The organism is Enterococcus sp. AZ077, from assembly GCF_051714965.1.
GTDB classification, from domain to species: Bacteria; Bacillota; Bacilli; order Lactobacillales; family Enterococcaceae; genus Enterococcus_B; species Enterococcus_B hirae.
This window is the reverse complement of sequence record NZ_JBIOSX010000001.1, coordinates 2,408,923-2,423,409: the sequence shown is the minus strand read 5'-3', so window position 1 is coordinate 2,423,409 and position 14,487 is coordinate 2,408,923. Positions and strand designations below refer to the sequence as shown.

Sequence of the window (14,487 nt, the reverse complement as noted above, 5' to 3'; positions counted from 1 at the left end):
CTAGCGACCAATTAATTGATTGGACACTAGCTTATTTTTTTGAATTGAAATGGTTTGTTTAAGTTCATCGTGAACTGAATAAAAGATATAGATAATAGTAAGATAGTGATACATAAATAATCGTAGAAATTTTTTTATTTTAGACCATAAAAAAAGCAGGGTCCCATTTGATGGGAAGCCCTGCTTTTTTGATGAAGATTAGCGACTTTTCAGTCTTCGTTCACGTAGAAAATAATGAATCGTCATGTAGCACAAAAACACGAGACCAATAATCAATGGAATTCTTGTTTCTTGATTGATAAACATAAAAATCAAGACAATGGCTAAAAATAATAAAGTAAGATAATTGGTATAAGGTGATAATGGCATTTTAAATGGATGATCTCTCATTTCTTCTGGGTGTTGTTTTTTAAATTGGATCTCACTAAGTAAGATAACTACCCAAGGAACCATCCCCGGTAAAATACTGGAACTATAGACAAAAACGAAAATATTTTCTGCATGATTCACAAACAAAGGTAACAGGTAATTTAAAACTAGGCCAATCAATATCCCGCTAGAAATCGCTACGACTGGATAAAAAGGTACGCCATGACGGGTTAGTTTTAAAAATTTCCTCGACATTTTTCCATTGATTGCTAAGGTGTAGATCATTCGACTGGCACTGAAAATACCAGAATTACACCCAGATAAGGCAGCCGTCAAGACGACGAAATTGATCAATCCGGCAGCAAATGTGATCCCGATTTTAGAAAATGTTTGAACAAATGGGGAACCTATTGTGCCTAATTGATTCCATGGATAGATACTAACGATAATAAAAATAGCACCAATGTAAAAAATCAAGATTCGTCCAATAGTTGATTGAACAGCTTCAACGATCGTTTTTTTCGGATTTGCAGCTTCTCCAGCGGCCATTCCGATCAGCTCGATTCCTTGATAAGATGCAACAACAATGGATAGCGCAAAAAAGAAACCTTTTACTCCGCCGGTAAAGAAACCGCCGTTTTTCCAAAGATTAGAGATCCCGACTGCTTGGCCTTGATTTCCTAAGCCAAATAAGATGACACCTAGCCCTACCAGAATCATCAAAACGATCGTGCCGACTTTAATCATTGAAAACCAAAATTCTAGTTCACCAAAAGCTTTAACAGAAGCTAAGTTGGCAAGCATCAAAAAGAGGATGACGACAATCCCAGGAATGATTGTTGGCAGATGAGGCCACCAATAATTCATATATTCACCGACTGCAATGACTTCACTGATCCCGACAACAATAAACTGAAAGATGTTACTCCAAGCAGTTAAATAACCAGCGACAGGATGAAGATAATTACTAGCATAATTCGCAAAAGAACCCGTTGAAGGATCGACATAAAGCATTTCGCCAAGTGCTCGCATGATCAAATAAAGAAAGAGACCTGCGACAGCATAGGCAACCATTACTGAGGGACCTGTCCAACGAATGGTTGAGGAAGCACCCATAAACAATCCTACGCCGATCGTTCCTCCTAGTGCAATCATCTGAATGTGACGGGCACTAAGGCTTCGAGTTAATTTTTCTTCTTCCATACTAAAACTCCTTTCATTTTTGAGTAAAACAAGCAAATACGAATAAATGATAGACATTAATAACAAATAAATGATCAATAAAGACAATTTGCTTTTAAAACTCTTGATGTGATTTTACAGAAAGTTCTCACAAATTGCGAGCCTTTCTTGTAAAAAAATCATGCGGGATACTTGAAAATGCTTTCGTCTTTAGTTAAACTATAGTTAAATAAAAAGTTAGGTAAACCTAAAAGGAGTGGAGAATGTGTCAGAAGCGATCATTAATATCCAGCAATTAACCGTTGCTTATCAAGGAAAGTTAGCGTTAAACGAAGTTGATGTAATGATCCAACCCAAAAAAATCACTGGGATCATCGGTCCAAATGGTGCGGGAAAATCAACTTTTATGAAAGCTATACTGGCTTTGATTCCCAAAGTATCTGGAGAAATTTCTTTTGGCGGTTCATTGCTAAAAGAAGCACGTAAAAAAATCGCTTATGTTGAACAACGAAATGAATTGGATCTCTCTTTTCCAATTGATGTGTTAGGTGTGGTCTTATTGGGGACTTATCCATCATTAAGGTTGGGACAACGTCCGGGAAAAAAAGAAAAAGAACGAGCACAGCAAGCATTAGAAAAAGTCGGTATGGCTTCGTATGGGAAGCGACAAATAAGCGAATTGTCGGGTGGACAGTTACAACGTGTTTTTATTGCCCGCGCATTGGCGCAACAAGCAGAATGGATTTTTCTTGATGAGCCATTTGTAGGGATTGATGCCGTAAGTGAGAAAAAAATTTTTTCAATATTGAAAGAATTAAAAGCAGCAGGTAAAACGATCATCATTGTTCATCACGACTTGCACAAAGTAACAGAATATTTTGATGAAGTGATTTTATTGAATCAGCAATTGATCGCTGCCGGACCTGTTGCAACGACATTTACTTCAGAAAATCTGAAGATTGCTTATGGTGAAGTGATCGGGCAATTAGTGAAAGGAGCAAAAGAAAAATGATCCAATCGTTTATTGAAGGAATGATGAACTACCAGTTTTTACAATATGCATTGTTCACATCAATGCTCGTTGGTTTGGCTTCCGGGGTGATCGGATCTTTTATCATCTTACGAGGGATGTCGTTGATGGGAGATGCTATTTCACATGCGGTCTTACCAGGAGTAGCAATTTCTTACATGTTTGGCTTTAGTTATATTTTAGGTGCCACGGTCTTCGGCATGTTGACGGCAGGACTCATTGGTTTTGTTACCCAACGAAGTCGATTAAAGAATGATACAGCAATCGGTATCGTCTTTAGTTCATTCTTTGCATTAGGAGTCATTTTGATTTCTTTTGCCCAAAGTGCTACGGATCTTTACCATATATTATTTGGAAATGTGTTAGCGGTGAGAGAAAGCGACCTGCAGATGACGGCGATCGTTAGCGGTATTGTGTTATTGTTTGTGTTCATTTTCTATAAAGAACTCAAAATTACTTCTTTTGATCCGATGATGGCTAAAGCTTATGGGCTAAATATTACCTTGATCCACTATTTGCTCATGTTTTTCCTGACGTTAGTCGCAGTGGTTAGTTTACAGACAGTAGGGACGATCTTAGTGATTGCGATGTTGATCACACCAGCTGCTACAGCTTATCTATTAACGAATAGTTTAGTGAAAATGATTGCTATCTCATCAACAGTTGGTGTATTAAGTGCAATCTTGGGGGTATTTTTTAGTTATAGCTATAACTGGCCTTCCGGTGCAACCATCGTTTTAGCTTGCGCGCTATTCTTTCTGTTGGCATTTTGCTTTTCACCTTCTAAGGGAATCTTTTTTGCTCATAAACGAGTCATAAAAGGCGAGTAAAAAGAATGATCATGTAAAACAAATCATTTGAAAAAAGGAGTAATGAGATGAAAACCAATAACTATCGGATTTTTTGGGTAATGTTCGCAAGTTTCTTTTTGTTAGTAGGCTGTGGCAGTCAAGAAAAGCAGGAAGCTAATAAAGAAACGACTAAAGAAACATTGAATGTTGTAGCAACCAACTCTATCTTAGCGGATATGGCAAAAGAAGTAGGAAAGGAACATGTAGCTGTTCATAGTATCGTGCCTGTAGGAACAGATCCTCATGAATATGAAGTGTTACCAGAAGACATCAAAAAAGCGAGTGATGCCGATGTGATTTTATATAATGGGCTAAATCTAGAAACTGGTAATGGCTGGTTTACAAATTTAATGGAAACCACACATAAAAAAGAAGAGAAAGATTATTTTGCAGTGAGTAAAAAAGTAACACCCATTTATTTATCAGGTGGGACTTCCAAGAGTAAAGCTGACCCTCATGCCTGGTTAGATTTATCGAATGGGATGAAGTATGTAGAAGAAATTACCCGTATTTTTTCAGAAAAAGATGCTGAAAATAAAGCAGTCTATGAAGAAAACGCAAAAAAATATATTGAAAAGTTGAGCGAATTGGATGAAAAAGCTAAAACAAACTTTCAAACAATTCCTGAAGATAAAAGATTATTAGTAACGAGTGAAGGAGCTTTCAAATATTTTTCCAAAGCTTATGGAATCCCAGCAAGTTATATTTGGGAAATCAATACAGAAAGTCAGGGAACTCCTGAACAAATGAAACGAATCATCAATCAAGTAAGAGACTCTGCAGTACCCGCTTTGTTTGTCGAAACAAGTGTTGATCCTAGAAGCATGGAACGTGTGGCGAAAGAAACGGGAGTAGCTATCTATGATCGATTATATACAGACTCTATCGATAAGGAAGGCAAACCAGGAGATTCTTATTATAAGATGATGGACTGGAATATCCGAACGATCCATGATGGGTTGACACAAGAAAAATAAATGGTACAAAATAGCTTTCATTCAAAAAACTAGAAAAGAATGCGTGCTAAATAGCCAGCCGAAGAGATCAAAATCAGTTCGTTAGATTTTGGTTTCTTCGGCTTATTTATGCTAAAAATCAAGATTCAAAAAACAAGAAGCAGGAGGATTCATTTACCCTGATTTATGTGGAAAGGAGATCAAGCGAAGGCTCACTTATTTTGCAAGTAAAAAAATAAAAAAAACGTCTGCTTTTTGTTAGTTTCGGATACCTTTTTTTGTTGTTTTCCGTTATAGTTAAAGATAAGAAAGGAAGGTAAAGCTATGAATTTTACGCGTAAAGATAAACAACTAATCAAAGAAGAAATCCTTAAAGTGATCGAACAACAGGATAGCTCTGATAAAGATCAAGACCTTCAATTTCTTGAAACAGAAATGGCTAAATTATTCATAGCAAGTCCAAGTGAATCGGATGTAGAAGAACGTTATCCGGGGAAATGGCTTTTTGATGAATTTCAGCCATTAGATGAACAGACTGGAATTGGTTATTTTGTCTCGATTTCTTCTGTTGGATTTATTCCAGGAGTATTAGTGAAACAAAATAATGAAATCAATATCAAGGCATGGCCAGCATTATTTTCCACAATGGGGACAGAAGGGGTCATTGAAAAAATTCAATCGGCTTATTATAAAAGTTCGTTTATTGCAAATAGTAAACTAATGAATACATTCTATAATCGTTTGGTTTTGATTGCCCGCCCAGGAGATATTCCACAAACATTTACCTACTCGCAGCAAAAGAATCTCTACGAAGAAACATTATATTCCAGAGATTTATCCACTTTTTCTGCAGTAGAACAGGTTCGATTGCATGAATTGTTGCATACTAAGCCAGTATCGCTCAACTTTTTTCAAGCGCTAGATAACCAAAGAAAATGGTTGTCTCTCAACTATTGGGAAATCTTTGCTACTAGAAAAAGATGGATGGAAGAACGAAAGATCGCAGATCAACAGATCCAATTTGTCCAGCTAAAAAGAGATCGGCTTTATTACGGAATTTATAGTCGCTAGCAATTATTTGAATAGGTGGAAAAGATGACAAAAACCTTAAAAGAAGAAATCATTGAAGAAAGCAAACGTTTAGGTATTGATAAAATCGGATTTACGACGGCAGAACCCTTTGATTATTTAAAAGAGTCTTTAGAAGAACAAAAAGCCGCTGGACATACTTCGGGATTTGAACATCCAGTGATTGAAGAACGTTTATATTTAGAAAAAACTTTTGATCGCCCACAATCGATTATCGCTATTGCTTTAGCTTATCCAACCAAGATCCATGAAGAGGTCCCAAAAGATGAAAAAAGAGGACAATTTGCGCGGGCATCTTGGGGAATCGATTACCATGATATTTTACGTGACCGTCTCAATCAATTGATTACTTTTATCCAAAGCAGAGCAAGTGTCTGGCAACAAGAAGAAGCTTGGCGGTTTGCCCCACAAGTGGATACTGGAGAATTAGTAGATGTGGCTGTTGCACAAAGAGCAGGACTAGGATTTATTGGTCGAAATGGGTTGCTGATCACAGAAGAATACGGTTCATTCGTGTATCTTGGAGAAATTGTCACCAATATCGTATTTGAACCTGATGAACCAGGTGTTTTTGGCTGTGGTGATTGTACTCGTTGTGTGACAGCTTGTCCGACAAAAGCTTTGTTAGGCGATGGCAGGATGAATGCACAAAGATGTTTATCTTATCAGACCCAAACCAAAGGGCTAATGCCAAATGAGTATCGGAAAAAAATGCGAAATGTCATTTACGGGTGCGATATCTGTCAGTTAGTCTGTCCTTATAATCAAGGGAAAGATTTCCATTTCCATGAAGAAATGGAACCAAAAGTAGAAGAAGTCTATCCGAAATTAAAACCAATGCTTTCTTTATCAAATAAAGAGTTTAAACAACAGTTTGGGCATTTAGCTGGTTCATGGCGAGGGAAAAAACCATTGCAAAGAAACGCTTTGATTGCTTTAGCAAACCTTGGGGATACTTCGGCTTTACCTGAGATCGAAAGCTGCTTAAGTGATGTTCGACCGGTTATTCGAGCAACCGCTGCTTGGTCGATTGGGCGTTTAGGTAGAAAAGAACCAGAAAAATGGTTGGAAACTTTAGAGCAAATGAAACAACGCGAAGAAGACCAAGAAGTGATCACAGAAATTATAGAAGCGCAAGAAATGTTAGCCAAGAAAACGAAGCGAAAAAAGAGGACATGAAAGAAGCGGTCAGCTCCGAGCGAATAAGAGAAAATTTTATGTACAAGATTCCTTTCACTTCTATAATAAGAAAAAAATAGAGTATTATGCTAAAACAAGCGTAGTACGACAAAGAGACTAGGACAGTTAGTTTGTTCTAGTCTTTTTATTGATTAAAGTAAAATAATGGATCATAACTAAATAATAAAAAGAATCTGTATTAGAAAATTTCAATACTTAGAGTAGTATAATCCACTGAATGTTCGACTTGTTTATAATTGAAGCAGTTCAAAAAATAGAATACTATCGGTTTTTTTAGCAAAAAATCTAGAAATACCAGAAATTTCAAAAATATTAAAAAACTTATCTTAAAATTTTTTAGTAAAGGTTGTAATAATTACTCAATTTTTTGTCGTTTTGACACATAATTACTAAAAAAAAGGATAAATTAAATAAAAAAATCAAAAAAGTTAAAAAAAAATACCAGAAATATTACAAAATATAAGATTTTCTAAACTTTATAAGAAAATGTTAAAAAACGGTTTCTTTCTTATGAGATAAGGGTTCTAAGACTTTAGTCGTACTTTTTTGTCCAGAGTTATGTTACAAATGTTAAAAATTAGGATATTTTGTCATTAAATGTCATATTTCTTTTACCTATGAAATATTTCTAGATGATAAAGTTAATGACGTTGATAAATACATGGAAAAAAAAGGAGATAAACATGAATTCAATTAAGAAGATCGTTTTAGGAACAACTTTTGCTGCTGGTGCAACTGCAATGTTTGTAGGAACAACTGCTCATGCTGACGAAGTCTATACAATTAAATCAGGTGATTCACTATCAAAAATCTCACAAAAATTTGTTGGAGATAACTCATTGATCGATGCAATCGCTGAAAAAAATGGTATCAAAGACATCAACCGCATCTATGTTGGCGAAGAATTAACGATCCCGACTTCAAGTGATGCTTCAGCAAAAACAGTCGAAGCACCAAAAACAACTGAAACAGTAACGGAAGAACATACATATGTTGCTCCAGTTAAAACAGTTGAAGTAACACCTGCTGCTCCAGCTGCTCAAACAGCAACAGCTCCAAGCAATTCAAGTTCTGCAAAAGAATGGATTGCGAATAAAGAATCAGGCGGTTCTTACACAGCAACTAACGGCCGTTACATCGGACGTTACCAATTAGATGCATCATACTTAAATGGTGACTACTCTGCTGCAAACCAAGAACGCGTAGCTGATCAATATGTATCATCACGTTATGGCTCATGGGATGCTGCTCAAGCATTCTGGTTAGCAAACGGCTGGTACTAAGTCGATTATTGAATACTAATAAAAAGACAAAACCAAGAAATCGTGTCATTCGATTTCTTGGTTTTTTTTGCTGTTTAGGGATGAGACAGTAATGACGAAAAATAAATGAATGAAATAGTTATCTCTTTGTTCATCTTAGGTTTTCTTGATGTAGTTATGGAGATCTTTTTGATAGTCCGTTCCATGCCACGTACCAGTATTTATAAATTCAGCTAAGAGATAACCGATATAAGGACCAGTCGTCAAACCAGAAGAACCGAGTCCACTTGCGACGATCAGATTTGGTTCATCGAATAAAGGACCGAAAAACGGAGCAAAATCAGACGTATATGCCCTCGTTCCTACTTGTAACTGATAAGGCTGTGAAAGTAATTTTTCTGGTTGTACAAAAAAAGCTTTTGTCTGTTCAGTCAACTGTAAAAATGCTTCATTAGTAGGAGTCAGATCCCATCCTTGTTCATTTTCATGTGTAGCGCCCAATAAGATTTTTCCGTCATTGAAGGGAATGAGGTCTGCTTCTCCATCTAGCATGGCAACAGGCCATTTTTGGCTTTGGAGCTGATGAGTAGTAAAAGCGATCAACTGCCCTTTTTGAGGACGAAGATCGACCTGATAGCCTAATGGCTCCAATAAAGACTTCAAGGAAGGACCAGGAGTCAAAATGACCCGGTCAAACGGTTCTTCACCAAATTCTCCGAGGATCAGCCAACCATCACTCCTTTTTTGTAGGCGAATCTTATCGTTTATTACTGTTACACCAGCCCTTTTCAAGCGTGCAGTTAAATAATGAAGGTAAGCTTTTCCGTCTAAACGGCCACCACCAGTGATGAATAAAGAGGGGGTCGGTTTTAATAAAGGAAGTAAATCAGCTGTTTGATCCGCTTTTAATAAATGGATTTCTCCGATCTCAGGTGCCTCTTTTTTTCGTTCTTCTGCAAGATCAAGTAATTCTGCTAATTGTTCTTTTTGTCGAAGCAAGAGTGTACCGGAACGAGCATAAATGGTCGGATCAAGTGCGAAATCTTGCACTAATTTTGGGAAAAATGCCGCACCGTCTTTGGCTAAACGATACCATGTTTTATTTCTTCTTTTGGATAACCATGGAGAAATGATTCCCGCACTTGCTTTGGTTGCCTGACCGATTCCATGGTCAAATAAGGTGATGCTGTATTTTGTGGTATCTACATAATTGGCTAATGTCATACCGATGATTCCACCACCGATAATGGCGATTTTTTCCATGTTTGATTCCTCCTTTACTTACAAATTGTATTTTTGCACAAAAAAACGGCAGTTGCAAACGACTGCCGTTTCAATCAATCATGAATGTTTTGTAGTTAAACTATAACGAATAAATAAGATAAAGCTGATAACTAATAGAAGAAGTAATACACCTAAAGCAACTTGTGAACCGAATGTCGTGGCGACTTTATAGCTCAAATCAGCATGCGCTTGAATAAGGTTGATAATGATTGCCACTAATGAAGTAGCAACGGCACCAGAAAATTGTTGTAAGGTATTAAAAACAGCATTGCCATCACTTTGATAGTCATCCGTTAAAGCATTCATCCCAGTGGTCATCATATTGCTATAAGACAAACCAATCCCTATCATATAGATCACGTGGCAAGTAATCAACAATAGCAATGAAACATGTCCTAGAAGAAAGACTAGTGCGGACCAACCAACAAGAGCAAGGAGTAATCCGGCAAAAATCGGTTTTTTGGGACCGTGTTGATCAAGCAGTTTTCCAGAAAAAGGCGATAATACAGCGCCAATCGTAGCTCCTGGCAACATGGCGATTCCAGCGATGAAAGGGCTGTTTCCTTGAACAATCTGAACAAAATTTGGTAAGACAAAAGAAACGCCTAGCAATAAGAACTGGTAGATTAAAAAGCTGAATAAGAATAAACGAAATGTTTTATTGGAAAAAATGGTTAGTTGGATCAATGGATAATCGGCTTTTTTTGTTCGTTGATAAAAAAGGATCCCACCAATAATCGCTATTAGTAACGCAAACCAACTAAGCGGTTGTCCTAGCATACTCAAAAACGTTAAGCTACCGCTAAATAATAAACACAAACTAAATACACTCAACACATCCAAACGTCCACTTTTTTGAACGGGCATTGAAGGAATAGCAACTAAGCCGATGCCAAGAGAAAGAATCAAAATAGGAATCAAGAAAAGAAAGATATGATTCCAAGTGAAATTTGAAGTTAAGATTCCCCCGTATGTTGGCCCGATAGCCGGAGCAATTGCTGTGGTCAGTGTTCCCACCCCCATCATCGCTCCGCGGCGGTTCATAGGCGCAAAGGTCAAAATAATATGGAACATTAGTGGTAAAGCAATCCCGGTAGCTGCCCCTTGTAAAAGCCGACCAAGTAATAAAATGAAGAAAGTCGGAGAAAAGAAGTCAACAATGATTCCTGCTAAAAAAAGCAGGTTTGAAAGTAAAAAGAGACTTCTAAGGCTGAAATTTCGTGTTAAATAAGTTGATAATGGCACGATGATCGAGATCATCAGCAGGTAAATCGTTGTCACCCATTGAACTTGTGCAGTCGTTAATTGAAACTGGTTGATCAACGTTGGAAATGTGACGTTCATTGCTGTTTCGATCAACACTCCCGCAAAAGACATCATGCCGGTTGCGATGACTGCAGGTACTAAGAGTAATTGTTTTTGTTTTGTCATATCCTCACCTCAAAAAATTTCGTAAAAAAAGAGAGTGATTTCTATTATAAAAATAGAAACCGCCTCTCTCTCGACACGTAATATACGTGTTATCTGTACGATTTATTTCCATCGCTTATTCTAGCATAGAGGTAAAAAAAGTGTCAACCAGGTTAGCCAAGTCTTTTGAAAAGAGTTATGATAGTAGAGAATAAATCATCGCAGGAGGAAAAAATGGCTACGATTGATTGGAAAAAAACGGAACCAGGTTATAGTAGTAAAAAAAAGCCACAGATCTTAACGTTATCCCCACAGAATTTTTTTAGCATAAAAGGAGTAGGGGATCCAAATGAAGACGATTTTCAGCGACGAGTGGCAGCTTTATATGCTGTTAGTTATGTGATCCGAATGGCCCCAAAGAAAAATTGGCAGATTCCTAACTATCTTCCCTACACTGTTTATCCATTAGAAGGACATTGGGGATTACAAGAAGCTTATTTGCAAGAAAAAGTAATGAAGAAGAGTCATTTTGCTTATCAGATCATGATCAAACAACCTGAATTTGTGACGAAAGAAGTTGCACATGAGGCTCTACTACGTGTAGCGGACAAAATTCCCAATGATTTGTTCGACCAAGTAGTATTTAGTAGCATGGATGAAGGATTAGTCGCTCAGATGCTTCATGTGGGACCATATGAGGATGAGCCACAAACCTTTGAAAAATTAACAACGTTTATCGAAGAGCAGGGGTATCAACGGATAGCTAAAGAACATAAAGAAATTTATTTAGGGGATCCGCGCAGAGCCAACCCAGAAAAACTGAGAACGATTTTGCGTGTCAAGATTGCGCCAAAAAATCAACTAAAAAAATAAAAGTAAAAAATACCAAAAAAGGCAGAAAAACGATTATTTTTTTGCTATAATCAAAGACAAGAGGTGTCCGCTATGAAAAAAATCCAACGACAAGCATTGATTCGTCAGATCATCACAGAAAAACCAATCAGCACACAAGAAGAACTATTGCTTTGTCTTCAAGACGCAGGGGTGACAGCCACTCAAGCAACTATTTCGCGTGATATCCGTGAGCTGAAGTTAGTGAAGTCTACGGATGAAAATAAGCAAGTTCGTTACAATCTATTCAGTCAGCCTGCTGAAACGTTACATGAAGAACGACTACAAGCAGCTGTTAAAAGAGAAGTCTTGAAAATACAAGTTGTTCAATTTATGATCGTGGTGCTAACAGAAAAAGATGGGGCGGATGTCGTAACCAATTGGTTAGATGAAGTCGCTTATCCAGAAGTTGTTGCAACGATTGCTGGAGTGGATACATTCATTGTGATTTGCCGTTCGGAAGAAGAAGCACAAGATTTTGCAGAAAAATTAGAAAGAATGAGGGAATAAAAGAAGGGAGAATGATTTATGTCTTTGTTGAAAGCGCTACAAAACGGATCTGATATTCGAGGGATTGCCATGACGACGGAAACACATTCAGCTAATTTGACACCAGCTGAAATCCAAAAAATAAGTTGTGGCTTGGTTAATTGGTTAAAAAGGGATCATCCACGCAAATATCAAGAAGGTAAATTAACGGTAGGAGTGGGGCGGGATAGTCGAATCAGTGGTCCAACGTTAGAAAAAGCGCTGATTGACGGATTAATCGAACAAGGCATAAATGTTCTTGATTTTGAGTTAGCTACGACACCGGCGATGTTTATGGCTACTCAGTTTTCTCAATTCCAGTGTGATGCAAGTGTGATGCTAACAGCTAGTCATTTGCCGTTTTACTTTAACGGCATGAAGTTTTTTACAGCTAATGGCGGCGCAGAAAAAGAAGATATCGCATTTATTTTATCAGAAACAACACCAAATAAAACCAATCATAAGGGGACAGTCCAAAAAGCTGATCTGTTAACACCTTATGCAGAAGACTTAGTTCAAAAAATCAAAAGTGGTATTAGAAAGAAAGGAATGTCTGACACAAAACCGTTAGCTGGCTGGCGGATCATCGTCGATGCAGGAAATGGCTCCGGTGGTTTTTTTGCTGAAAAAGTACTACAACGATTAGGGGCAGATACGACAGGTTCGCAATTTTTAGAGCCCGATGGTCATTTTCCGAACCATATCCCGAATCCAGATAATGCTGAAGCCATGGCAAGTATCAAGCAAGCTGTTTTAGAAAGTCAAGCCGATTTAGGAGTGATCTTTGATACGGATGTTGACCGTTCGGCAGTAGTCAGTGCAAGTGGTCAAGTGATCAATCGTAACAATTTGATCGCCTTATTAAGTACGATCGTGTTAAAAGAATACCCTGGAGCGACGATCGTAACTAATTCACCAACGTCTAATCACCTAGAAACGTTTATTGAAGAAAAAGGTGGCAGACAAGATCGTTACATTTCAGGTTATCGTAATGTCATCAATCGTGCAATTGCATGCAATAAAGAAGGAATCGATGTTCCATTAGCGATTGAAACAAGTGGGCATGCAGCATTCAAGGAAAATTATTTTTTAGATGATGGTGCCTATGTCATTGCAAAAATTTTGATGCTTTTGCCAGAACTGAAACAAACAGAACAAACGTTGGAAGAGATTATCCACGACTTAAAACAGCCACAAGAAGTACAAGAAATTAGGTTAAGGCTTAGTGGAGAGGATCCGAAAAAACAAGGGGCAACAATTATTCAAGGGCTAGCAAACGAATTGAACGAAGAGGGACTGGTATTTCATCCGGAAAATGAAGAAGGAATTCGTTACGATCTAAAAGAACCATATGGGAATGGCTGGTTTTTATTACGAGCAAGTTTGCATGAACCATTACTGGTGCTCCAGATCGAAAATGATGAAGTTGGAAAAAATCAACACGTTTTACAGCTACTTGCGGAACATTTAAAGAAATACTCAAATGTTGAACCACTGATAGTGGATACTAAGGAAGCGAAGGGAAATGAAAAGTAAAAATGGTTGCGAACATAGTAATTTTTTTGACTGTATTAGTTTATGGTGTTAATTTTTTAGTTTTTCTTTATCTTAGAATCAATCATATCAAAAATTGTGTAGAGAAATTAGCTATTTATTTGGGAACAAACATGACTTTATTATTTACGAGTGGTATTTTTCTCTTTTTTGGAAAAATCATTGAAGATGGCATCCTTGTTTTTGAATAAGTAACTTTCATGAGAAAATAAACTAAAATGCTCATGTTAATCAAGAAGTCCTCAATCGTTGCAGTATGAATCTAGGAGCAGAATTTTTGAACAAATCGCTGGATATGCTTACACTGGTAATAGACGAAGTGTCATATCGAAAGGAGCAGTACAATGAAAAAATTATACGAAACAGCGATGATCAATCATGGCGGACGAGAAGGCGAAGTAGCAGCACCAAATGGTTCAATGCAAATGAAGATCACTCCTCCAGGCATCCATGCTGAAGGAACAAATCCGGAACAACTATTTGCTGCGGGCTATGCCTCATGTTTCAATGGTGCGCTGCAACATATGATCAAAGAAGCAAATTTGACCGTAGACTCCACAGTTAAAGCACGAGTTTCCCTTTATACACTTGATGAAGGTGGTTATAAAATCGGTGTGGTCTTAGAAGTACATGTTGACGATGTGAGCGAGGAACAAGCCAAGCAATTAGCGGAAGATGCCCATGATTACTGCCCTTATTCAAAAGCGACAAGAGGAAATATTGATGTTGAGGTAGTGACAGTTTAAACGATTTTTCTATCTGAGGAAGAAGTAAGTACCTTTAGATAAGTACTTTTTTATAAAAAACAGGACCGGTAGAATTTTCTATCGGTCCTAAAAGTGATGGTGACGAGTCTCAAACTATTCTTGGCTTATAAATGC

General features: G+C 37.4%; 14 protein-coding genes. 11 read left to right on the top strand and 3 right to left on the bottom strand.

Translation table 11 applies throughout. The features are described 5' to 3' along the window. Nucleotides 1–198: 198 nt before the first annotated feature. On the bottom strand, nt 199–1,572 hold the full coding sequence (locus tag IGL28_RS11290) for an amino acid permease (protein ID WP_010737111.1): 1,374 nt from the start codon (nt 1,570–1,572) through the stop codon (nt 199–201). A gap of 244 nt (nt 1,573–1,816) precedes the next feature. Here IGL28_RS11290 and IGL28_RS11285 point away from each other — a divergent pair, with 244 nt between their 5' ends. The 6 genes from IGL28_RS11285 (at nt 1,817) to IGL28_RS11260 (ending at nt 7,960) form a co-directional block, all read left to right on the top strand. Further along, nucleotides 1,817–2,563: a metal ABC transporter ATP-binding protein gene (locus IGL28_RS11285; RefSeq protein ID WP_010737112.1), complete on the top strand. Its 747-nt coding sequence runs from the start codon at nt 1,817–1,819 to the stop codon at nt 2,561–2,563. Next, the gene (locus IGL28_RS11280; RefSeq protein ID WP_438843958.1) at nt 2,560–3,411 is read left to right on the top strand and encodes an iron chelate uptake ABC transporter family permease subunit; all 852 of its coding nucleotides are present in this window, start codon (nt 2,560–2,562) and stop codon (nt 3,409–3,411) included. Before IGL28_RS11285 ends, IGL28_RS11280 begins: the two co-directional genes overlap by 4 nt. Before the next feature lie 47 nt (nt 3,412–3,458). After that, nucleotides 3,459–4,409 carry a metal ABC transporter substrate-binding protein gene (locus tag IGL28_RS11275; protein WP_063627531.1) on the top strand — a complete coding sequence of 317 codons (951 nt, stop codon included), beginning with the start codon at nt 3,459–3,461 and terminating at the stop codon, nt 4,407–4,409. 303 nt (nt 4,410–4,712) lie between these two features. Next, complete coding sequence (locus IGL28_RS11270; RefSeq protein ID WP_010720849.1) at nt 4,713–5,459, top strand: hypothetical protein; 747 nt, start codon at nt 4,713–4,715, stop codon at nt 5,457–5,459. Nucleotides 5,460–5,483: 24 nt separating this feature from the next. Then, nucleotides 5,484–6,656 carry a tRNA epoxyqueuosine(34) reductase QueG gene (queG, locus tag IGL28_RS11265; RefSeq protein WP_010720848.1) on the top strand — a complete coding sequence of 391 codons (1,173 nt, stop codon included), beginning with the start codon at nt 5,484–5,486 and terminating at the stop codon, nt 6,654–6,656. 704 nt (nt 6,657–7,360) lie between these two features. Beyond that, nucleotides 7,361–7,960 carry a LysM peptidoglycan-binding domain-containing protein gene (locus tag IGL28_RS11260; protein ID WP_010737115.1) on the top strand — a complete coding sequence of 200 codons (600 nt, stop codon included), beginning with the start codon at nt 7,361–7,363 and terminating at the stop codon, nt 7,958–7,960. 135 nt (nt 7,961–8,095) lie between these two features. Here the strand turns inward: IGL28_RS11260 and IGL28_RS11255 are convergent, their stop codons facing one another. Together IGL28_RS11255 and IGL28_RS11250 are read right to left on the bottom strand one after the other, a co-directional pair. Continuing rightward, the gene (locus IGL28_RS11255) at nt 8,096–9,202 is read right to left on the bottom strand and encodes an NAD(P)/FAD-dependent oxidoreductase (protein ID WP_081128446.1); all 1,107 of its coding nucleotides are present in this window, start codon (nt 9,200–9,202) and stop codon (nt 8,096–8,098) included. 78 nt (nt 9,203–9,280) lie between these two features. Then, nucleotides 9,281–10,654 (bottom strand): MFS transporter, encoded by a 1,374-nt coding sequence (locus IGL28_RS11250; RefSeq protein WP_010737117.1) that lies wholly within the window; start codon nt 10,652–10,654, stop codon nt 9,281–9,283. Nucleotides 10,655–10,867: 213 nt separating this feature from the next. Here IGL28_RS11250 and IGL28_RS11245 point away from each other — a divergent pair, with 213 nt between their 5' ends. The 5 genes from IGL28_RS11245 (at nt 10,868) to IGL28_RS11225 (ending at nt 14,352) form a co-directional block, all read left to right on the top strand. Further along, nucleotides 10,868–11,506: a GyrI-like domain-containing protein gene (locus tag IGL28_RS11245; protein ID WP_081128448.1), complete on the top strand. Its 639-nt coding sequence runs from the start codon at nt 10,868–10,870 to the stop codon at nt 11,504–11,506. A gap of 72 nt (nt 11,507–11,578) precedes the next feature. Continuing rightward, complete coding sequence (locus IGL28_RS11240; RefSeq protein ID WP_010737119.1) at nt 11,579–12,034, top strand: arginine repressor; 456 nt, start codon at nt 11,579–11,581, stop codon at nt 12,032–12,034. Between the two features lie 18 nt (nt 12,035–12,052). Next, the gene (locus IGL28_RS11235) at nt 12,053–13,588 is read left to right on the top strand and encodes a phosphomannomutase/phosphoglucomutase (RefSeq protein WP_081128450.1); all 1,536 of its coding nucleotides are present in this window, start codon (nt 12,053–12,055) and stop codon (nt 13,586–13,588) included. Nucleotides 13,589–13,590: 2 nt separating this feature from the next. Then, complete coding sequence (locus IGL28_RS11230) at nt 13,591–13,797, top strand: hypothetical protein (protein ID WP_010720841.1); 207 nt, start codon at nt 13,591–13,593, stop codon at nt 13,795–13,797. Nucleotides 13,798–13,950: 153 nt separating this feature from the next. Further along, complete coding sequence (locus tag IGL28_RS11225; protein ID WP_053766289.1) at nt 13,951–14,352, top strand: organic hydroperoxide resistance protein; 402 nt, start codon at nt 13,951–13,953, stop codon at nt 14,350–14,352. The last annotated feature ends 135 nt before the right edge of the window (nt 14,353–14,487 follow it).